Consider the following 20,097-nt stretch of genomic DNA (forward strand, 5'->3'; position numbering starts at 1 on the left):
ATCGTCAGCAGGGTTGATGTCGTTTTATCAAATCGATTTAAAAATGCCAGTCCCATTCCGAAAAATCGGATTTTTTTGTCTTTCCGGCCCTGCGACCGCTCCGCCTCCGGCTAAAAGCGGTCGCGCAGCGCAAACCAGGTCAGGGCGAGAAACAGCAGGGGCTTCCTGAGCGGTCCGCCGCCCGGAAAGGATGGTATATCCAAATCCCGGTAAAGTTCCAGATCAAGCGAGCGCCCCGCGATCTCGTCTGCATAAAGCTTGCCGCAATAGTTTGACAGCATCACCCCGTGGCCGGAAAACCCGCCGATCGAGGTGACGCCGGGCATGATGTCGTGGACCAGCGGCCGGCGTGGCATGGTAATGCCGACGGAACCGCCCCAGGCATGGGTGATCTCGACATCCTTCAATTGCGGATAGATTTCCGCGATCTGCCGCCTGAGATGCCGGGAAATATTCTTCGGATTGTCGGCGGAATAGACCTCGCGGCCGCCGAACAGCATTTCGCCCGTCGGCGCCTTGCGGAAATAGCGCACGACAAAGCGGCTGTCGTCGACGGATTCGCCGCCGGGCAGGATCTTGCGGTCCTTTTTCACGGGCGTCGTGGCCGCGATGAAAGAGCGGATCGGCATGATCTTCGCCGCCGTGGTCGGCTCCAGGTGGTCCTCGATATAGCCGTTGCAGGCAATTAGCACGCGTTCCGCCGTGATCTTGCCGCGGCCGGTATCAATGACGTTCTTGCCGTCGACGTGATCGATATTCTCCGCCTTGGTCATTTCATGCAGACGCGCGCCGGCAGCAGCCGCAGCCTTGGCAATGCCGACCAATAGTTTCAGCGGATGGATATGGCCGGTTCCGATATCACGAATGCCGCAGTAGAACCGGTCCGATCCGAGCCGCTCTGCCGTCTCAGCATCGCTCATGAAGGAGAGATGCGGATAGTCGTAACGCTCGGCCAGCGTGTCGACATGGCGGCGATAGGTGTATTCCATGCCGCGCTTGTGGGCGACGCTGAGCTGGCCCGGCTTGAAATCGATATCGATCTTGTGCTTGCGGGCAAAATCGAGGAGGTGGGACTTGGCGTCCTCGGCGACGCGGAAGAAGGCCTGGGAGCGTTCCGCACCGAGCTTTGTCTCAAGCTCCTCCGGCCACCAGTGCTGGCCGGTGCCGAGCTGTCCGCCGTTGCGCCCCGAGGCGCCGTCGCCGAAGCGGGCGGCATCGATCAGCACCACGTCGACGCCGTCCTGCGCCAGCTGGCAGGCGGCCTGCAGCCCGGTGAAGCCGCCGCCGATGACGGCGACGTCCGCCGTTGTCGAACCGTCAAGCGCCGGGTAGGTCGGGCGTTCGGGAAGCGTCGCCTGATACCATGAAATTCCCGGGGCAATCGGGCTTTGCCAAACCATTATCTCAATCGCTCCATGCTCTTAGTTAACGTCTTTGCCTGCCACATTATCACACGTGAAGCAGCAGGAATTCTCTCTCCCAGGGGCTGATCACCTGCATGAAGGTCTCGAACTCCCCGCGTTTGATGCCGCCGTAAAGATCGATGAACTCGCGTGAGAGAACCGGCCCGAGCGCCAGTTCGCCCTCCATCAGCGCCAGCGCCTCAAGCAGGCCGCGCGGCAGGTCGATCGCCCCCTCATTGGCGGTATCGCCGGTCGGGGCGGACGGGTCCACCAGATTTTCGATGCCGAGATAGCCGCAGGCAAGCGAGGCGGCAAGGGCGAGATAGGGATTGGCATCCGAGCTCGGCAGCCGGTTTTCCACACGTCTTGCCGCAGCATCGGAAACGGGAATACGGAAGGCCGTGGTGCGGTTGTCATAGCCCCAGGCCGTATTGACCGGGCAGGCCATGTCCGGCGTCAGCCGCCGATAGGAGTTCACATAGGGCGCCATCATCACCAGTGTGGCCGGCACATATTTCTGCATGCCGCCGATGAAGTGGAAGAATTCGGGCGAGGGCTCGCCGTTCTCGAGCGAGAACACGTTGCGGCCGGTCTCGATATCGACCACCGACTGATGGATGTGCATCGCCGAGCCCGGCTGGCCCTGCATGGGCTTGGCCATGAAGGTGGCGAAGGTGCCGTGCTTGGTCGCGGCCTCGCGAATGGTGCGCTTGAAGTAGAACACCTGGTCGGCAAGCTCCAGCGGATCGCCGTGCCTGAGGTTGATCTCGAGCTGGGCCGGTCCCTCCTCGTGGATCAGCGTGTCGATCTCCAGCCCCTGAGCCTCGCAGAAATGGTAGATGTCGTCGATCAGTTCGTCGAATTCGTTGATGCCGGCGATCGAATAGGCCTGGCCGGCGACGATCGGACGGCCCGAACGGCCGACGGGCGGGGTCAACGGCAGGTCCGGGTCGTCATTCTTGGCGACGAGATAGAACTCGATTTCAGGCGCCACCACCGGCCGCCAGCCGCGTTTCTCGTAAAGCTCGACCACGCGCTTGAGCACGTTGCGCGGGGTATAGGGCACTTCCTCGCCGTCGGCGCCGACGACATCGCAGATCACCTGCGCGGTGGGGTCGGTTTCCCACGGCACCGCCGTCAGCGTCGAGAGATCGGGCACCAGCTTGAGGTCGCTGTCGCGGGGTTCGTAACGGAAACTGCCGCTCTCGTCGGGATATTCGCCGGAGATCGTGTGGCGATAGAGCGCCGAGGGCAGGGCAAGCGAGGTGTTGGAGGTGAATTTCGAGGACGGCATCATCTTGCCGCGCGGCACGCCGGCGAGATCCGGTGTGATGCATTCGATATCCTCGATGCCGCGCTGCTTCAGCCATCGGGCTGCGGCTTTCCAGTCTTCCACGCCGCGCGGCGGCGAGGCGGCGGCGGGCGTCGCGGGCTTCTTGGCCCGCTTGGCCTTGCTGGTCGGTGTTCTGCTTGCGGCTTTGATGGTCGTTTTTTTTGCTGGCATTTCTCTGACCGGTTTGTCATTGCGCGTGAGCGTATCATAACCACGGCGTGCGTCTTGGCGAGGGGGCATGTTGACTTTCTCTTCGCCCTTGGGAACAGATTCACACAGCAACAGGCAGAAAGTCATGGGTGAATTCGATGTGATCATTGTCGGCGCAGGCGCTGCGGGCCTGATGTGCGCCGCACGCGCAGGACGGCGTGGCCGCAAGGTGCTTCTCGTCGATCACGCGAAAAAGCCTGGTGAAAAGATCCGCATCTCCGGCGGCGGACGCTGTAATTTCACCAATACCGGCGCCGGCCCGCAGAACTTCCTGAGCGAGAATCCGCATTTCGCCAAATCGGCGCTCGCGCGCTTCACGCCGGCCGATTTCATCGCGATGGTGGACCGCCACAAGATCGCCTGGCACGAGAAGACGCTCGGGCAGCTTTTCTGCGACGGCTCGGCGAGAGAGATCATCGCCATGCTGCTGGCCGAATGTCGGGCCGGCAATGTCGAGATCAGGCTGGAGACCTCCGTTGCCGGTCTCGAATATTCGGGCAGTCGCTTCCGGCTCTCGCTGGACGGAAAACCGGCCTCGGCGCGCGCGCTGGTGATCGCCACCGGCGGCAAGTCCATTCCGAAAATGGGGGCGACCGGCTTTGCCTACGAGATCGCCGAGCGCTTCGGCATCCGTGTGATCGAACCGCGACCGGGGCTTGTGCCCTTCACGCTCGATCCGGGCCTTCAAAGTGAGTTGCAGCCGCTTGCGGGCATCGGCGTTCCGGTGGAGATCATCAGCGGCAAGGGGCGTTTCAACGAGGCGATGCTGTTTACCCATCGCGGCCTTTCCGGTCCCGCCGTGCTGCAGGTTTCCTCCTACTGGTCGCCCGGCGATACGGTGACGGTGAAGATCAGGCCCGATCTCGCCCTCGACGATGTGCTGACGGCGGCAAAGCGCGAAAACGGAAGGCAGGGCGCCGCAAGCGCGCTTGCCACCCAGCTGCCGAAACGGCTGGCGCAGTATTTCGCCGATCGCGCCGGCATGACGGGCCACCTTGCCGATCTTTCGGACAAGGCGCTGGCACGTCTGGCGTCTTCGATTCAGGACTGGTGCTTCAAGCCTGCCGGAACCGAAGGCTACCGCACGGCGGAGGTCACGCTCGGCGGCATCGATACCAAGGCGCTGTCGTCAAAGACGATGGAAGCTCTGGCGGTGCCGGGCCTCTACTTCATCGGCGAATGCGTCGACGTCACCGGATGGCTGGGCGGCTACAATTTCCAGTGGGCCTGGGCCTCGGGCGTTGCGGCCGGTGATGCGATCTGAACAGCCCGGCAACACATTCGGCGAAATGCTTGATCCGTCGGCCCGACCTTCTCCAGGAAGCGGGAAGCGATTCGGAAAACTGTGCGTAGTATTCCTCTTCCGAAAGCGGCCTGGTTCCCAGCGAACAGTGAAGGCCGAGCAGCCTCATGGGTACAAATTTGCGTGTCATGGCAAGTCACTCCCGGCGGTCACATGAGGGCCGCTCAAGACCTGTCGGTGACCGCGCTCTCTTTGCGGTGGTGCCGGAAAAGAGGTTTTGCGGCCCGGCATCGCCCTCTTGAAATGCTGGAGACATACCAATCAAAATTGCCCTTTGATATCCGGTAGAATGCAGGGTATTTTTCACTGATGAAAAATATTCCCTGGTCCTACTATCAGCTTTTCATTGCCGTGACCCGCCATGGCGGATTGAGCGGCGCCGCGGCGGAGCACGGCGTTAGTCCCGCCACGGCCGGCCGGCACATGCTCGATCTCGAACACCGTCTCGGGCGTTCGCTCTTCGTGCGCAGCCAGCGCGGCTACAGCCTGACACCGGAAGGCGAGACCCTGAACGCCTTGCTGACGGGTGCGTTCGGCAGCTTCCGCAGGATTGATGACTGGCGCGGCGAGGCGGCGGCGCCTGAACTGGTCCGCCTGGCGTTCGGCACCTGGAACGCCTTTCTCATTTCCGCGCATATCGGCGAGATTTGTCGCGAGGACGACCCGTTCCGCCTGCAGCTGCTTGTCGGCGAAGCCCGCGCGAGCCTCGCACACAGGGAAAACGACATCGGCATCCGCTCCTTCGAACCCGAAGAGAGTAACCTAGCGGCCCAGAGGCTCGGCTCCGTCGCCTATGCGCCGTTCAGGTCAAGGAACGCGCCGCCCTTGGCGCGAGAGCGCTGGATCGCCGTCACCCGAGAGGAGGCGATTTCGCACTACCTCAGATGGCCGCACCTGGTCCGGCCGGCGGACATTGCTCTCACGGCAAGCCGTCCGCGGACGATGCTCGACCTTGTCGAGGCGGGCGCCGGCATCGCGGTCCTGCCCTGCTTCATCGGCGATACAAATCAGCGCCTCGTGCGGGCGGGCCCGATTATCGATGAACTGGAGCATCCGCAGTGGCTCGTGCTTCATGACGACGATCGGCATCGACGCGCCGTGCGGCGCGTGGCCGACCGTCTGGCGAAGTTCATGAAGGCGCGGGCGGCGCTTTATGCGGGCAAAAGGGCGGAGACGGACGGCTGGAGCAACACGGGATGACGTCGATCATCCGCGTTACAAAAATATCACATGGTCAGTGAAAACCGGTATTTTGCGGCCTACCGAGAATGTCAGCGTTGTCAAAGCTTGAACCCCGTAAATCTTACAAATTAGAAATACTTAATAAAATCGCTCTAAACCGGGCAAGGAATGGGTCAAAGCAGGGAATTGGAATGCTTCATACAAGAAACGGCGTGCGCAGAAATCTTCTCTCCATCATCGTCTCGACCGCGGTGCTATCCGCCGTCGCAGCCTCAGCCAATGCCCAGGAACTGGCCATCGAGCCGTCGGCGGGTACGCTCGGCGTCGGCCTCACGGGCATCTACAAGCTGAATGAGAGCGTCGGCTTCAGCGGCACGGTCGCGGGTTTCAGCTACGAACCTTCGGGCACCTATGAAGGCGCTCAATACGAAGGCACGTTCAAGGTGCTGACGGTCGGTGCAACGGTCGACTATTATGTCAACCAGTCGGATTTCCGTATTTCGGTCGGGGCGCGCTATACGGACGACAACGCCAAGGGCACGTTCTCGATGTACAATCCCTATCTCGGCATCGAGGAAACGGCCCAGGTGAAGGTAACGCCTGAATATGATTTCCAGCCTTATTTCGGCATCGGCTATGACGCCGACCTCAATGAACGGATCTCGCTGGATTTCTCGCTGGGCGCCTATTACATGGGCACACCCAACGTCCAGGAAAGCTGGTCGGGAACGGTCTACCAGCCGCTGCAGGACAGCATCAATGATTTCCGTGAAGCGGCGAAGGACTACAAGTTCTACCCGGTTGCCCAGGTCGGCCTTCGCTTCCGTTTCTGACGTGGCGGACAATCAGACATGAAGGCGCGGCTTGGCTTCGCCTTTTTTGTGTCAGGGCGGGCGGGTCTTGCTATTCGAGCAGATCAGCGGGCGTCTCGACCCGCCGCGCCAGCGCGGCCAGCGCATTGCCGCTGATCCTGACGGAGACCGGCTCCTCGTCGGCATTCCTGCTCCAGCGCGTCAGCATCGCCTCGATCTGTCCGGTGCCGATATCGACATCGCCCTCAAGCCGCACCCGGCCGTCTGCCGTTTCCATGACCATCCTGTCGAGGTGGACCGTGGTCCCGGATATGCTGCCAGCGCCCGAGACAGAGGCAAAGGCAAAGGGTTCGCGCTTCAGCGGCGAGAATGCGAAATTGTTGCTTGTCGCGGCGGATTGCAGAATGTCGCCGAGATCGAGCCAGGTGAGGCTTCCGCCGCGCCCGGAAAACCTGAACCGGCCGGTCAGCCCGTCCGTGACGCCCTTGCCCAGCGGCAGCCGGGCCTCATAGGACATTTCCAGGTCGAAATGATCGCTTTCGAGCGGTACGCTGAAACCCATCTGCTTGAAAAGCGGGGCCGAGCGCACGTTTTCCGCATTCATGCGGACCGTGGCAGCGCCGTCATTGCGCACGGCAAGGTGGGCAAACAGTGAGCCGTCATCAAGCTGGCTGTCCGCGATGTCGAAACTGGTCTGTGTGTCTGTGCGGATGATGCTGGCGGCGACATCGCGAAGGGTCACGTCCGACAGCCTGACGTTTCCCGCCGAAACGCGCAGGTCGAGGTCAGGCAGCGGCAGGCCATCGTCATCTACCCCGTCCTTGGGGGGAGCGACCGCATCGATCCAGCCCGCGAGCGAGGATTGCGCGTCACGCAGCGATATTTCCTGAAATGCCATGGTCGCGGAAATCCCGACCGGTCCGTCCGGCGAGGAGGGAACGATGTCGAGAACGCCGTTCCCCTTGGCGGCGCCGATCGTCAGGTCCACCGGGGAAAAGCGCAGCGAACCGCCGCTGCGTGAGACCTTGCCGTTCAGGGAAGCGTTGTCGACATTGCGCAACAGGCTCGATTCGACGCCCATCCTCGCCATCAATTCCTGCAGCGCACTCGTGGAGAGCGAGAATGTGCCGTCCAGCAGGTAGGGGCGGCTGCTGGAGGCCGTGCCGTCAAACCGGATATTCGCCGTCTGGCTGGTGATGGAGAGATTGACCGACGAGGCGTCGCCGGCGATGAGCGCCGCCGCCTTGCCGGCCTCAAGCGAAAATGTCGTGTCGCGCTCGGCGAGGATCGCCGATCCGGAAAGGCGGGCTCTGCCGGAAAGGGTCGGCCAGTCAAGCTCGGCGTTGACGCCCTTGACAACGCGTGTCTCGCCTTTGTCAGTAAAACCGAGCGTGCTGTTGGTCACCGAGAGCGCGCCGGGGCCTTGGCTGCTGCCGGACGCATCCTGCCCGTCGCGCAAGTCGGCGATCGTCCGGCCCAGTGCGTTTGCCGCCGGCCCTGTCGTCTCGTCCGGCTGTTCAAGAATGATCACCGCGCCGTCGAGCTTCAGGTCGGAGAAGGACGGATTGCCCGAAAGAGCGCCGATGAAGCCGAAATTGGCGACAAGCCGCGCGCTGTTGCCGTAGATCAGCGGACCGGCGCGGTCAGGCCGGACAACGGAAACGACCGATGCCGTTATTCTCGGGCGCGGCCAGTAGCTGATATCAAGATCGCCGCTGATGGTTGCCGGCGCGCCGAGCCAGCCGGAGAGTTCCTCTTCCAGACTGTCGGCCATGGCTTGCGGCGTGATGATGAAGGGGACCAGATGGTAGACCGCCACGCCGGATAGGAGCACGACCGCCAGGAGGATACGCAACGGACGCCCCATGCGCCTGTTCGAACGCTTGGATTTCCTGGGATTTTTCATTGGGGCGCGTCTTTACTTGCTGAGATCATTGTGGGGCGATAGCGGAAAATCGGGGTTGATACAATCACCAAGGTTTTTCGGCGCGAAGGAGCCGACCCCGAACCGGATGAATGTCAATAACACGGAAAGAATAACGTGCATCTGGAGTTCGCGACAATCAAAAGATGTTCTGGCGGCACGCGCGGCTATAAAAAAAGTCCTGCCATTGCCGTCTTGGACGGTGAAAGGGGTTAATTCCGGCCCTGCCATTGCAATCTGCCCGGCAAGCGCTTATATCTCCGTCATCGACCATTGCTTGCGACGTTGTCCGAGAGCCTTGTGGCTCCGTCTGATTTCCTCTCAAAATCGATCTAATTCCGCGAGGTATTGCGGAAATCACGACGATTGAAAGGAAATCGTTATGAATAATGGCACCGTTAAATGGTTCAATGCCACCAAGGGCTTTGGCTTTATCCAGCCTGACGATGGCAGCACGGACGTGTTTGTGCATATTTCTGCCGTGGAGCGCGCTGGTTTGCAGTCGCTGAATGACGGGCAGAAGCTTCGTTACGACATTGTCCGCGACAATCGCTCTGGAAAGAGCGCGGCCGACAACCTTCAGGCGGCTTGATGATTTGCTTTCCCGGTTGACCACGGATGTACTGGCAGCCGGATCGTGCAAGACGAAAATTCTTCGTCATTTCAAGCCCGACGTAATTTGTCATCGCTGTCGCTGACCACGGATGTACTGGCAGTGACAACAGAGGAGGTCGGGTCATTTCCCGGCCTTTTTGTTTTCGCCTCGCTCCTGCGCGCCCGGTTCCGGGCATGCGCGGGAACGGGCGAATGAAATGAAACAGGAACAAGGAGGTTTTCTTGCAGGTACTGGTAAGAGATAACAATGTCGATCAGGCGCTTCGCGTCCTGAAGAAGAAAATGCAGCGCGAAGGCATCTTTCGCGAGATGCGCGCGCGTCGTTCTTACGAGAAGCCTTCGGAAAAGCGTAACCGTGAAGCAGGCGAGGCCGTACGCCGCCTGCGCAAGTTGAAGCGCAAGCAGCTTCAGCGCGAAGGCCTCATCCCGTCGCGCAAAAAGCGGTAAGGGCTTGAAACGGGCAGCCGCCCAGGCTGCCGGCCCGCTATTTCTCCATGTGAAGGAGACCCGTGCATGACCGCAACCAAAGATGAATTCTTCAAGCCCGGCCGGTTGTCGGCTTCCGACAAGGCTTCGATTACCGATCGGACAGCGAGAGCGATCTTGGCGGAAGAGGCAACGCAATTGCAGTCCAAGACCGAGCGCCTCAGGCGCCTGCGACTTGAGCGCGAAGCGGCCGAGCCCGATCCCGCGCCGAAGAAGAAGAAGACAAAACGCACCGCCTGATGCGGTCGCTGCTGTCCCTCTCAAATGGCCCGCTTTCCGGCGGGCCGTTTTGCGTTTAAGGCCCGCTTTCACCTGGAAGACACAGTGTTCATCGCCTGACGAATTGAACGCGAACGTTGCCGGATGCACATAGAGCATCAACAGGCACCGTAACGGGTGCGCTCTCAATTGTCGGGTTCGCCCGCCCATGAAAGGTTCGCGTATCATGAAGAAAATCGGATTTCTGTCCTTCGGTCACTGGACCCCATCGCCGCAGTCGGGCACGCGTTCGGCGGAAGATGCGCTTCTCCAATCGATCGACCTTGCCGTGGCAGCCGAGGAACTGGGTGCGGACGGCGCCTATTTCCGCGTCCATCACTTCGCCCGCCAGCTCGCCTCGCCCTTTCCGTTGCTCGCCGCGATCGGCGCCAAGACCAGCCGGATCGAGATCGGCACGGGCGTGATCGACATGCGCTATGAAAACCCGGCCTATATGGTTGAGGATGCAGGCGCCGCCGACCTGATCGCAGGCGGACGCCTGCAGCTCGGCATCTCGCGCGGCTCGCCCGAACAGGTGATCGACGGCTGGCGGCATTTCGGACATATTCCGCAAGAGGGCGAGGATGATGCGGCAATGGCGCGCCGCCATACGGAGGTTTTCCTCGACCGGCTCAAGGGCAAGGGATTTGCTCAACCCAACCCGCGCCCGATGTTTCCCAATCCTCCCGGCCTTCTGCGCATCGAGCCGCATTCGCAAGGCCTCAGCAAGCGCATCTGGTGGGGCTCCGCCACCAACGCGACGGCGGAATGGGCTGCACGGCTCGGCATGAACCTGCAGAGCTCGACGCTGAAATTCGACGAGACGGGCGAACCGCTGCACAAGCAGCAGGCCGACCAGATTCGCGCCTTCCGGGCTGCCTGGAAAGAAGCCGGCCACGACTTCGAGCCGCGGGTTTCCGTCAGCCGTTCGATCTTCGCACTCGTCAGCGATATGGACCGCGCCTATTTCGGCCGGGGCGGCAACGAGCAGGACACGATCGGCTATCTCGACGAGAAGACCCGGGCCGTCTTCGGCCGCTCCTATGCCGCCGAGCCTGACCGGCTGATCGAGCAGTTGAAGGGCGACGAGGCGATTGCCGAGGCCGACACGCTGCTTCTGACCGTGCCGAACCAGTTGGGCGTTGCCTATAACGCCCATGTCATCGAGGCGATCCTGAAATATGTTGCTCCGGGTCTTGGCTGGCGCTGAGCAACCCGACAAAGCCCAGCAGAAGATGATGCCGGCGCATCGCGCATGAAAGCGCGGTGCGCCTTTGTCATGCATGCTAGGAGAAATAGCGAATCCTGACATTTCAATGCTTGCTGAAATGGCGGTTCGAAACTACGCTTCAGCTAAATAAGGCGAAAAAATGAATTTTTGCCTGTTTCCGGGTGGGGACTCGAGGAATAACGGACCGTGCGGGGGTCTGCATGGGCGTCGCTTCGCGAATGTCGGAAAACAAGGGGACTTGATTTGCAGTTCTTTGATTCGCTCTTCAATTACATCAATGACTTGACCTGGGGTTGGGCGCTTGTGCCCTTCCTCGTCGTGCTCGGCGTGTTTTTCACCATCGCCAGCGGCTTCGTGCAGTTCCGCTTCTTCAAGCGCATGTTTGGCGTGCTGTGGGGCGATGAGGATGGCGATCCATCGAAAATCAGCGCCCGCGAGGCGCTTTTCGTTTCCGTCGGCGGACGTGTCGGCGGCGGCAATATCGCCGGCGTGGCGGTTGCGATCACGGCCGGAGGACCTGGCGCGGTGTTCTGGATGTGGGCGATCGCGCTTGTCGGCATGTGTTCCGGCCTGATCGAGGCCACGCTCGCGCAGGCCTTCAAGCGCACGACCGCCGAAGGAGACTATCGCGGCGGTCCCGCGCGCGCCATCATCCACGGGCTCGGCGAAAACTATCGGTGGCTTGCTGTCATCTATGCCGTCTGCCTGATCGCCTCTTTTGCCATCGGTTTCAACGCTTTCCAGGGCAATACGGTGGCCGGCGCCGCCGCGGACAGTCTTGGCGTTCCGCGATATGCGACGGGGATCCTGCTGGCGGCGGCCACCGGCTTCATCGTCTACGGCGGTATCCATCGCATCGCCAAGGCGTCCGATGTCATCGTTCCGATCATGGCTTTCGGCTATATCGCCATGGCCGTGGTGATCATCCTGATGAACATCACCGCGCTTCCGGCCGTCATCTGGGATATCGTCGCCAATGCGCTCGGGTTCCGCGAGGCGGTTGCCGGCGGCGTCGGGGCAGCGGTTGCCAACGGCCTTCGCCGCGGACTGTTTTCCAACGAAGCCGGTCTCGGCTCCGCGCCGAACGTTGCCGCCACGGCCTATGTGCGCCATCCGGTCAGCCAGGGCATCACACAAAGCTTTTCGGTGTTCATTGACACGATGATCATCTGCTCGTGCACGGCCTTTGTCATCCTGCTCGGCGACGTCTACCAGCCGGGCCAGGCCGATGTCGACGGCGTTATCCTGACCCAGCAGAGCATGGTCGACCATGTCGGCAGCTGGGCGCAGTATTACCTGACTGCGGCCATCTTCCTGTTCTCCTTCTCGTCGATCATCTACAACTACTATCTCGGCGAGAACGCGCTCGCCTTCATGACGGAAAAGCCCAGCGCGCTGCATATCCTCAGGATCGCGATCATCGCGATCGTGTTTGTCGGCGCGGTGGCGCCCGGCGCCACGGCGGTCTTCAACTTCTCCGACCCGATGATGGGCATACTTGCGGTGGTCAACCTCCTGGCGATGATGATGCTGTTCCCGATCGCGCTTAGGTTGATCAACGATTTCCGTTCGCAGCTTTCAGCCGGAATCAAGCGACCAATCTTCGATCCGAAGAAGTTCCCGGACCTTGACACCGACGAGACGGCCTGGCCGGACGCGAAGTAATAACGGGTAAAGCCCGAACTTCAGAACGCGGCGGCGTAAGCTCGCCGCGTTTGTTTTCAATGAGGCGGAGGAAACTTCTCATGATGACACTGCCCTTTTTCATTTGCGCCGGCGCGCTCTTCAGCGCCTTGCGCGGGCACCGCGGCATTGCCGCGCTTTTGACGGTGATCGCCGTTCTGGTGCTCTTCGTTCTGTTCAGACTGCACGCGACAGACGTGCTCGACATCGACCTTTGAGGTGATCCATGCCTGTCCGTATTGCCCATCTTCTGAATGTGCTGGCGCTTCTCGCCATTTCCTTCGTTCTTCTGTTCGCCTTTTATGATCAGTTCGCAAACGGCGACCTGCCTTGCCCGCTCTGCCTGCTGCAGCGCGCCGGCTTCGTCATTGTCGGCACGGGGCTGGCGCTCAACGTGCTGCTCGGTGTTGATGCCCGTCACTATGGCCTGATGCTTCTGGGCGCGGTTGCCGGCGGAGAGGCCGCGCTGCGGCAGGTGGCGCTGCATGTCGTGCCGGGAACGGGCGGCTATGGCGCGCCCTTCCTCGGCATGCATTTCTATAGCTGGGCCTTCGTGCTGTTTGGCGTTGTCGTCCTCGGCACGGGCGTCATGCTGGTACTCGGGCCGTCGCGGGCTTCCGAGCGGGTGCGGCGCGGCGGGCTCGGGCTTCTGGCCGTCGCCCTGTTCGCCGTAATGACGCTCGGCAATGGCGTTTCCACGCTTGCCGAATGCGGCGTCGGGCTCTGCCCGGATAATCCGACAAGCTACGAGGCGCTGGATTCGCTCCTCGGTCGCTGAGCGGCATTGCGGGAAACGGCCGGTCCTGCCTCGTACCAGCTCTTCGTCCGGTTGACGATGGCGACGACGGAGAGCATGACCGGCACTTCGATCAGGACACCGACGACCGTTGCCAGCGCCGCCCCCGAGTTGAAGCCGAAGAGCGATATGGCGGCGGCGACGGCAAGTTCGAAGAAGTTCGACGCGCCGATGAGGGCCGAGGGACCCGCCACGCAATGCTCCTCGCCGGACGCCCGGTTGAGGAGATAGGCAAGGCCGGAATTGAAATAGACCTGGATCAGGATCGGAACCGCCAGAAGCGCGATGATCATCGGTTGCGCCAGGATCTGCTCGCCCTGGAAGGAGAACAGCAGGACGAGCGTTGCCAGGAGCGCCGCCAGCGAGGCGGGCTGGATCTTTGTCAGCAATGTATCGAGCCTTGCCGTCGAGCCGTTCCGGATCAGATTTTTGCGGATGATCTGCGAGATGATCACCGGAATGACGATGTAGAGTGCCACAGACAGCACCAGCGTCGACCACGGCACGGTGATGGCGGAAAGCCCGAGCAGCAGCGCGACGATCGGTGCGAAGGCGACAATCATGATTGCGTCATTCAGCGCCACCTGCGACAGGGTAAAATGCGGCTCGCCCTTCGTCAGGTTCGACCAGACGAACACCATGGCGGTGCAGGGGGCTGCGGCCAGAATGATCAACCCGGCGATATAGCTGTCGATCTGGTCTGCCGGCAGCAGCGGGCGGAACAGCCAGCCGATGAACAGCCAGCCGAGCAGGGCCATGGAAAACGGCTTCACCGCCCAGTTGACGAAGAGCGTGACCGAGATGCCGCGCCAGTGGCGGCCGACCTCCGCAAGCGCCGAGAAGTCGATCTTCAGCAGCATCGGGATGATCATCAGCCAGATCAGCACTGCGACGGGCAGGTTGACGCGGGCGATCTCGAGCGCGCCGATGGCGACGAAGACGGAGGGGAAGAAATGGCCGAGCGCAATGCCGACGACGATGCAGAGCGCGACCCAGAGGGTCAGGTAACGTTCGAATGTGGACATGTCAGTCGGCCTTCCGGGCTTTCTCGGTGGCGCCTTCCATGGCGCCGATTTCCTTCAGCTTGCTGTCGGAGACCTCAGTGTCGTCTCCATCCTTGTGAAGGTTGATGAAGGCCATGATCCGGCTCTTGAGATAGGTCGCGGTCTGGGCAAAAGCCCGCAGCTTCTCCTCGCGCGTGCCCTCCACATGGCTCGGATCCTCGACGCCCCAATGGGCGCGCCGGCCGGGGCCGCGCATGATCGGGCATGCCTCGCCGGCCGCGCTGTCGCAGACGGTGATGATGAAATCGATTTCCGGCGCGCCGGGCCGGGTGAACTCATCCCAGCTCTTCGAGCGGAAGCCCTCGGAGCGGTAGCCCATTGTCTTCAGGGTTTCCAGAGCCAGCGGGTTCGGCGCGTCCTTCGGATGGCTTCCGGCGGAAAAGGCGCGGAACCGGCCATTGCCTTCGCCGTTGAGGATCGATTCGGCCAGAATGGATCGCGCGGAATTGCCGGTGCAGAGAAAAAGCACGTTCAGGGTCTTCTCGGTCATGGCTTCATGCCTCCGTGGGGTGTGTTTCGCAGCAGGGCGCCAGATCCTCGATCAGCGGCGTGCAGAGATCCGGGTTGCCGCCGCAGCAATCGCGCAGCAGAAAAAGCATGGCCGCGCGCAGCCGTTCGAGGTTGGCGCGGTAGATGATGGACCGTCCCTGTCTCAGCCCGGTGACAATGCCCGCCTGGGTCAGCGTGTTGAGGTGGGCCGACATGGTGTTTTGCGGTATGTCCAGCCGGCGCGCGAGCTCGCCCGCGGCAATGCCCTCCGGCTCTGCTTCAACGAGCAGGCGGAAGGCCTGAAGCCGGGTCGGCTGGGCGAGGGCGGCGAGAACCGCGATTGTTTCTGTATTATCCATATATCCAGAATAATGGATATATTGTCGAAGTCAACCATCTTTCCGATGGTGGCCGGAAACCCGAGCGCCCTTTCCATCATCAGCGTGACGGGTTACCAAACGGGCGAGGATACCAAGGAGGACGGGATGAAACGCTGCCTGATGCTGGATGTGGACGGCGTGGTCGTGAACGGACGGCCCGGTGATCGCCAGTCATGGGCCGTTGAAATCGAGCGCGATCTCGGGATCGACCCTTTGCTGCTGGAGCATCATTTCTTTCGCCCGCACTGGCCGGATGTGGTCGCCGGGCGCAAGCAGCTTGTCGAGGTCCTCAATGACTGCCTGCCGGTGCTTCGCTCGCCGGTCACGGCGCAGGACTTCATCAACTACTGGTTTACGCGCGATTCCGACATCGATGCCGATGTGCTGGCTGCCTGCGACACCCTGCGGGCGCGCGGGATGACGATCTATCTCGCCACCAACCAGGAGCATCTGCGCGCGCAATATCTGATGAAAACGCTTGGTCTCGGCGATCATGTGGACGGCATCGTCTATTCGGCCGCCCTTGGGGTGAAAAAGCCCGATTCGGCATTTTTCGAGAAGGCGGCGCGGTTGAGTGGCTTTGCACCCGCAGACCACGTGCTTGTCGATGACCAGATGAAGAATGTCGAGGCCGCGCGACAGGTCGGCTGGGCCGCCTTTGCGTGGACGGGAGAGGAGAGCCTGAAGGCCCTGATGGAAAAGCTTGAAGGCTGAGACCTAAAGACTGGTGCGCGACCTGAGCGCCGCCACCAGCGTGCCCTCATCGAGATAGTCGAGCTCGCCGCCGACCGGCACGCCGTGGGCAAGCCGCGTCACCTTGATGTCCATGCCTTCGAGTTGGTCGGTGATGTAGTGGGCGGTTGCCTGACCTTCGACGGTGGCGTTGACGGCGATGATCAGTTCCTTGACCTCGCCGGTCTTCACCCGGTCGACAAGGGCTGCAATCGTCAGGTCGTCCGGCCCGATGCCGTCGAGCGGCGACAGCGTGCCGCCGAGCACGTGATAGGCGGCATTCAGCGCCGCCGCGCGTTCCAGCGCCCAGAGATCGCCGACGTCTTCCACGACGATGACCAGGCTCTGGTCACGGGTCGGATCGGTGCAGATCGTGCAGGGATCGGCGGTATCGACATTGCCGCAGGTCGAGCAGATCTTCACCTTGTCATAGGCATCCTGCATCGCGCCCGAAAGCGGGCCCATCAACTGGTCGCGTTTCTTGATCAGATGCAACGCCGCGCGCCGCGCAGAACGCGGCCCAAGCCCCGGCACTTTCGCCAGAAGCTGGATCAGTTTTTCGATTTCGGGACCGGTGACTCGTTTTGCCATGACTCTTCCTAGAGGGGGATAGCTGAAATTGGAAGATGGAAGTTGAGGCTGTAGAGGCTAGGAGATGCTGAACGAGATCGCAGCGAGAAAATTACCTGCTATATCCGTCCGGATCGGATTTTGGCCGTGATGTCGGCTTTTACGTCTCGCCAGACGAACAAAAGCTCAGGGGCGCCCGCAAGTAGCCGCTGTTTGAGGTATGGCATGTTCCAGTACAGATTGTGTGAAAAGGCCATAACCAATAACTGCGTATGCAAGAAACTTATCGGTCCGAGCGGTAGCAATACAATGAACAGGATACTGACTGTTTGGAAGGACGGTGCCATGGAGTTGGTACCGATAACATTCCAGTTCTCCAACGTCGGTAAAGCAATGATATAAACTAGAATACAGCCCTGAAGTGTGCAAGCAATCAGGCAAATACGCATCGTTACAAATCCGCGTTTAAACAAGTCAGAAATGCGCCGAAAAAGCTCTCTACCGGGCCAAAGTTCATAATCATCCATAGACTTAAACTAGAGAGTATCGCCGGTTTCGTCCAGCAAAACAGCCCTCCATCGCTCGTCTATCTTCGCATCATCGCGTCGCAATCGCCGCCGCCGCGCCGCCGATCATGCCGGCGGAGATGCGGTTGGCGATCTTCATGGCGCGCGGGCTCTTGAGGAAACGCCGCGCCTTGGCGGCCATGAAAACCCAGGAGAGGTCGACAATGGCGAGCACGATCAGCAGCGTGGCCGTCAGTTCGACCCAGCCCAAAAGCGTAACGCTGCCGAGATCGATGATGGTCGGCAACAGCGCGACATAGAACATCATGATCTTCGGATTGCCGAGCGTGACGCTCATGCCGGCGAGGAACATCTTCCAGCCGGAACCGGCGTTTGGCAGCTCCCCGCCATCGCCGGCCGGATCGGAAAACCACATCTTCCATGCCAGCCAGACGAGATAGGCAACGCCCGCCCATTTGATCGCGATAAACACTTCGTGGAAGGCAGACGCCACGGCGACCAGTCCGAAGACGGCAAGCGTCAGCCACAGCGCCTCGCCCAGCCACATCGCCGCCATGAAGGGCAGAACGTCGCGGTGTCCGCGCGACAGCACGCGGGCGACAAGGGCTGCCACGCTCGGCCCCGGGGAGCCTGCGGCAACGAAAAGCGTGATGGCGAAAAGGGCGAGCGCGCCGATGGTCATGGCCGAGACCCTAGAAGGGGAGCTTCATGCCGGGCGGGATCGGCAGGCCGGCGGTCAGTTCCTTGGTCATTTCCTCGGCCTTCTGCTCGGCGCGCTCCTTTGCGTCGCGATGGGCGGCGACGATCAGGTCCTCGAGCATTTCGGCGTCGTCTTCGGAGAGCAGCGTCGGGTCGATCTTGATGGAGATCATCTCGCCCTTGCCGGTCATCTTCACATTGACCATGCCGCCGCCGGAAACGCCGTCAACTTCAACTGCGGCAATGTCCTCCTGCAGTTGCTCCATCTTGGCCTGCATTTCCTTCATCTTGCCCATCATGCCCATCAGGTCGCGCATGGAATTCTCCTCATTTGCTGTTCAAATTCAAAAGGTTTGGTGTCAGTCGTCGAGATCGTCCTCGGGAAGGACGTCGCCATCCTCGTTGACGGCGGCATCGGGCAGGCCGTCAGCGCCGCCTTCCGCGGTCTCCGTTTCTTCCGCCCGCACGCGCACATCGGTGATCCTGGCGCCGGGAAAGAATTTCAGGATCGAGGCCACTTCCGGATCCTCGCGGGCATCGCGGAAAAGCTTGTCCCTCGCCGCCGTTTCCGCCTCGACCAGCGTTGCCTCGCCCTTCTCGCGGCTGAGGCTGACGAACCAGCTCTCCCCGGTCCATTCGCGCAGCTTCGCGCCGAGCTCGTTGAGGAAGGTCTGCGAAGCGCCGTCTTCCAGGCTGACCTCGAGCCGTCCGGGCTCGAGCCGCACGAGGCGGACGAAATTGCGGATCTGCGCGCGGATCAGCGGCGCGCGGTGTTTCGAGCAAAGGTCGGTAATGTCCGTGAGCGACTTGATCACCGAGGTCTTTTGCGGTTCCGGCGCGCTTGCCGCTGCCGGTTCGGGCGCCGGCTGCGGTTCTTCCTCGACCGGTGCGGCCTGTTGGGGCTCCGGCTGAGGCGTTTCGGAGGTCTGCGGTCGCAGCATGGTGACCGTCGCGGACGGCCGTGAAGGCTGTTCGCTCGTCGCGGAGGCAGAGACCGCGCGGGCGCTCGTTCCTCCTCCCTTTCCTTCGCCCTGGGGCGACGGCGCGGACGGACGCGACGGCGGGCTTTGCGCCTCGCCGCTTTCAAGCGCCAGAAGCCTGCGCGCGGCATCCTCGGGCGAGGGCAGGTGGGCGGCGTGCGTCAGGCGGATCAGCACCATCTCAGCCGCGCCATAGGGGCGGGCAGCGTTCTCCGTCTCGGGAATGCCCTTCAGCAGCATCTGCCAGATGCGCGACAGGGCGGAGACGGCAACGCTTTCGGCAAATTCACGGCCTCTTGTGCGTTCGATCTCGCTCAGCGAAACGTCATCGGCGCCTTCGGGCACATATTTGAGCCGCGTCACCAGATGGGTGAAATCGGCCAGGTCATTGAGCACGACCACGGGATTGGCGCCAGCCTCATATTGCGACAGAAATTCCTCAAGCGCCGCCTTCACGTCGCCGCTGACGACATGGCCGAACAGGTCGACGATGCGCGCGCGGTCGGCAAGACCGAGCATGGCCCGCACGGCCGACGCCTCGACAATGCCGTTGCCGTGCGAGATCGCCTGGTCAAGCAGCGAAAGCCCGTCGCGCGCCGACCCCTCGGCCGCGCGCGCGATCATCGACAGCGCCTCGTCCTCGATCGTCACGCCTTCCTTGGCGGAAATCGTGGAAAAAAGCCGCACCAGGTCAGCGGCGGGAATGCGGCGCAGGTCGAAGCGCTGGCAGCGCGACAATACCGTGATCGGAACCTTCCGGATTTCGGTGGTGGCGAAGATGAATTTCACATGTTCCGGCGGCTCTTCCAGCGTCTTCAACAGACCGTTGAAGGCCTGGGTGGAGAGCATGTGCACTTCGTCGATGATGTAGACCTTGTAGCGCGCCGTCGAGGGACGGTAGCGCACCTGGTCGATGATTTCGCGGATATCGTCGATGCCGGTATGGGAGGCGGCGTCCATCTCGATCACGTCGACATGGCGGCCGTCCATGATCGCCTGGCAGTGCTCGCCGAGTTCTTTCAGGTCGATCGTCGGCTTGTCGACCGTATCGGTCTTGTAGTTAAGGCCGCGCGCCAGAATGCGCGCCGTCGTGGTCTTGCCCACGCCGCGCACGCCGGTCAGCATGTAGGCCTGCGCGATCCGGCCGGTCTCGAACGCGTTGGTCAGCGTGCGTACCATCGGCTCCTGGCCGACCATCAGGTCGGAGAAGTCCTTCGGGCGGTATTTGCGCGCCAGAACGCGGTAGCCGCCGCCGTCGGAAGCGGTTTTGTTCGGTTCAATGTCGGATGCGTCGTCGGCCATTGCCACTCATATTGGTTGTTGTCCGGCCGGCTTCAACGGCCGGCAGGCGGCAAGCATAGTCGAGACCCGGCGCGGGTGTCACGAAAGCCGCGGCAGTTTGGCAGAGACGGCAGGAAAA

At 61.7% G+C, this 20,097-nt stretch carries 21 protein-coding genes; 11 read left to right on the top strand and 10 right to left on the bottom strand.

All coding sequences use genetic code 11. From position 1 onward, the window contains the following. Positions 1 to 110 precede the first annotated feature (110 nt). Positions 111 to 1,400 (bottom strand): NAD(P)/FAD-dependent oxidoreductase, encoded by a 1,290-nt coding sequence (locus tag FF124_RS04035; RefSeq protein WP_138747202.1) that lies wholly within the window; start codon positions 1,398 to 1,400, stop codon positions 111 to 113. A 49-nt stretch (positions 1,401 to 1,449) separates the two neighbouring features. Beyond that, the gene (locus FF124_RS04040) at positions 1,450 to 2,907 is read right to left on the bottom strand and encodes a glutamine synthetase family protein (protein ID WP_138747203.1); all 1,458 of its coding nucleotides are present in this window, start codon (positions 2,905 to 2,907) and stop codon (positions 1,450 to 1,452) included. A 124-nt stretch (positions 2,908 to 3,031) separates the two neighbouring features. Here FF124_RS04040 and FF124_RS04045 point away from each other — a divergent pair, with 124 nt between their 5' ends. The 3 genes from FF124_RS04045 to FF124_RS04055 all read left to right on the top strand — a co-directional run bounded on the left by FF124_RS04045 (position 3,032) and on the right by FF124_RS04055 (position 6,264). Beyond that, the gene (locus FF124_RS04045) at positions 3,032 to 4,210 is read left to right on the top strand and encodes a BaiN/RdsA family NAD(P)/FAD-dependent oxidoreductase (RefSeq protein WP_138747204.1); all 1,179 of its coding nucleotides are present in this window, start codon (positions 3,032 to 3,034) and stop codon (positions 4,208 to 4,210) included. Between the two features lie 348 nt (positions 4,211 to 4,558). Beyond that, entirely contained in the window at positions 4,559 to 5,449 is an 891-nt protein-coding gene (locus FF124_RS04050) for a LysR family transcriptional regulator (RefSeq protein WP_138747205.1), read from the top strand. Positions 5,450 to 5,622: 173 nt separating this feature from the next. Continuing rightward, the gene (locus tag FF124_RS04055; RefSeq protein ID WP_138747206.1) at positions 5,623 to 6,264 is read left to right on the top strand and encodes a hypothetical protein; all 642 of its coding nucleotides are present in this window, start codon (positions 5,623 to 5,625) and stop codon (positions 6,262 to 6,264) included. 70 nt (positions 6,265 to 6,334) lie between these two features. Here FF124_RS04055 and FF124_RS04060 read toward each other — a convergent pair whose 3' ends face one another. Next, positions 6,335 to 8,149, bottom strand: a complete 1,815-nt coding sequence (locus FF124_RS04060) for an AsmA family protein (RefSeq protein ID WP_138747207.1) — start codon at positions 8,147 to 8,149, stop codon at positions 6,335 to 6,337. A gap of 400 nt (positions 8,150 to 8,549) precedes the next feature. Here FF124_RS04060 and FF124_RS04065 point away from each other — a divergent pair, with 400 nt between their 5' ends. The 7 genes from FF124_RS04065 to FF124_RS04090 all read left to right on the top strand — a co-directional run bounded on the left by FF124_RS04065 (position 8,550) and on the right by FF124_RS04090 (position 13,218). Beyond that, a complete protein-coding gene (locus FF124_RS04065) occupies positions 8,550 to 8,759 on the top strand; it encodes a cold-shock protein (protein ID WP_138747208.1) in 210 nt (69 codons plus the stop codon). Between the two features lie 245 nt (positions 8,760 to 9,004). Continuing rightward, on the top strand, positions 9,005 to 9,229 hold the full coding sequence (rpsU, locus tag FF124_RS04070) for a 30S ribosomal protein S21 (protein WP_024707585.1): 225 nt from the start codon (positions 9,005 to 9,007) through the stop codon (positions 9,227 to 9,229). Positions 9,230 to 9,295: 66 nt separating this feature from the next. Continuing rightward, the gene (locus FF124_RS04075; RefSeq protein ID WP_138747209.1) at positions 9,296 to 9,508 is read left to right on the top strand and encodes a hypothetical protein; all 213 of its coding nucleotides are present in this window, start codon (positions 9,296 to 9,298) and stop codon (positions 9,506 to 9,508) included. A 205-nt stretch (positions 9,509 to 9,713) separates the two neighbouring features. Beyond that, complete coding sequence (locus FF124_RS04080) at positions 9,714 to 10,736, top strand: LLM class flavin-dependent oxidoreductase (RefSeq protein WP_138747210.1); 1,023 nt, start codon at positions 9,714 to 9,716, stop codon at positions 10,734 to 10,736. 264 nt (positions 10,737 to 11,000) lie between these two features. Beyond that, the gene (locus tag FF124_RS04085; protein ID WP_138747211.1) at positions 11,001 to 12,422 is read left to right on the top strand and encodes an alanine/glycine:cation symporter family protein; all 1,422 of its coding nucleotides are present in this window, start codon (positions 11,001 to 11,003) and stop codon (positions 12,420 to 12,422) included. Positions 12,423 to 12,502: 80 nt separating this feature from the next. Continuing rightward, positions 12,503 to 12,658 (top strand): DUF5993 family protein, encoded by a 156-nt coding sequence (locus tag FF124_RS20505; protein WP_187326802.1) that lies wholly within the window; start codon positions 12,503 to 12,505, stop codon positions 12,656 to 12,658. Positions 12,659 to 12,666: 8 nt separating this feature from the next. After that, positions 12,667 to 13,218 carry a disulfide bond formation protein B gene (locus tag FF124_RS04090; RefSeq protein ID WP_138747212.1) on the top strand — a complete coding sequence of 184 codons (552 nt, stop codon included), beginning with the start codon at positions 12,667 to 12,669 and terminating at the stop codon, positions 13,216 to 13,218. Here FF124_RS04090 and arsB read toward each other — a convergent pair. Genes arsB through FF124_RS04105 form a run of 3 tightly spaced genes read right to left on the bottom strand, consistent with a single transcriptional unit; the run spans position 13,185 to position 15,148 of the window. Then, entirely contained in the window at positions 13,185 to 14,261 is a 1,077-nt protein-coding gene (arsB, locus tag FF124_RS04095; protein WP_138747213.1) for an ACR3 family arsenite efflux transporter, read from the bottom strand. The genes FF124_RS04090 and arsB overlap by 34 nt on opposite strands. Before the next feature lies 1 nt (position 14,262). Next, positions 14,263 to 14,790, bottom strand: a complete 528-nt coding sequence (locus FF124_RS04100; protein WP_138747214.1) for an arsenate reductase ArsC — start codon at positions 14,788 to 14,790, stop codon at positions 14,263 to 14,265. A gap of 4 nt (positions 14,791 to 14,794) precedes the next feature. After that, positions 14,795 to 15,148 (bottom strand): ArsR/SmtB family transcription factor, encoded by a 354-nt coding sequence (locus FF124_RS04105; RefSeq protein ID WP_138747215.1) that lies wholly within the window; start codon positions 15,146 to 15,148, stop codon positions 14,795 to 14,797. Between the two features lie 21 nt (positions 15,149 to 15,169). On the opposite strand from FF124_RS04105, the gene FF124_RS04110 reads away from it, so the two are divergent. Then, positions 15,170 to 15,883, top strand: a complete 714-nt coding sequence (locus tag FF124_RS04110; protein WP_246072167.1) for an HAD family hydrolase — start codon at positions 15,170 to 15,172, stop codon at positions 15,881 to 15,883. Positions 15,884 to 15,886: 3 nt separating this feature from the next. Here FF124_RS04110 and recR read toward each other — a convergent pair whose 3' ends face one another. From recR to FF124_RS04130, 4 genes are all read right to left on the bottom strand, one after another. Beyond that, positions 15,887 to 16,492, bottom strand: coding sequence for a recombination mediator RecR (recR, locus tag FF124_RS04115; protein WP_024707575.1), 606 nt, complete (start codon positions 16,490 to 16,492; stop codon positions 15,887 to 15,889). 576 nt (positions 16,493 to 17,068) lie between these two features. Beyond that, positions 17,069 to 17,680, bottom strand: coding sequence for a LysE family translocator (locus FF124_RS04120; protein ID WP_138747216.1), 612 nt, complete (start codon positions 17,678 to 17,680; stop codon positions 17,069 to 17,071). Between the two features lie 10 nt (positions 17,681 to 17,690). After that, the gene (locus FF124_RS04125; protein WP_138747217.1) at positions 17,691 to 18,014 is read right to left on the bottom strand and encodes a YbaB/EbfC family nucleoid-associated protein; all 324 of its coding nucleotides are present in this window, start codon (positions 18,012 to 18,014) and stop codon (positions 17,691 to 17,693) included. Positions 18,015 to 18,056: 42 nt separating this feature from the next. Next, positions 18,057 to 19,979 (bottom strand): DNA polymerase III subunit gamma/tau, encoded by a 1,923-nt coding sequence (locus tag FF124_RS04130; protein WP_138747218.1) that lies wholly within the window; start codon positions 19,977 to 19,979, stop codon positions 18,057 to 18,059. Positions 19,980 to 20,097: the final 118 nt, after the last annotated feature.

It is taken from the genome of Martelella lutilitoris, assembly GCF_005924265.1.
Lineage (GTDB): Bacteria > Pseudomonadota > Alphaproteobacteria > Rhizobiales > Rhizobiaceae > Martelella > Martelella lutilitoris.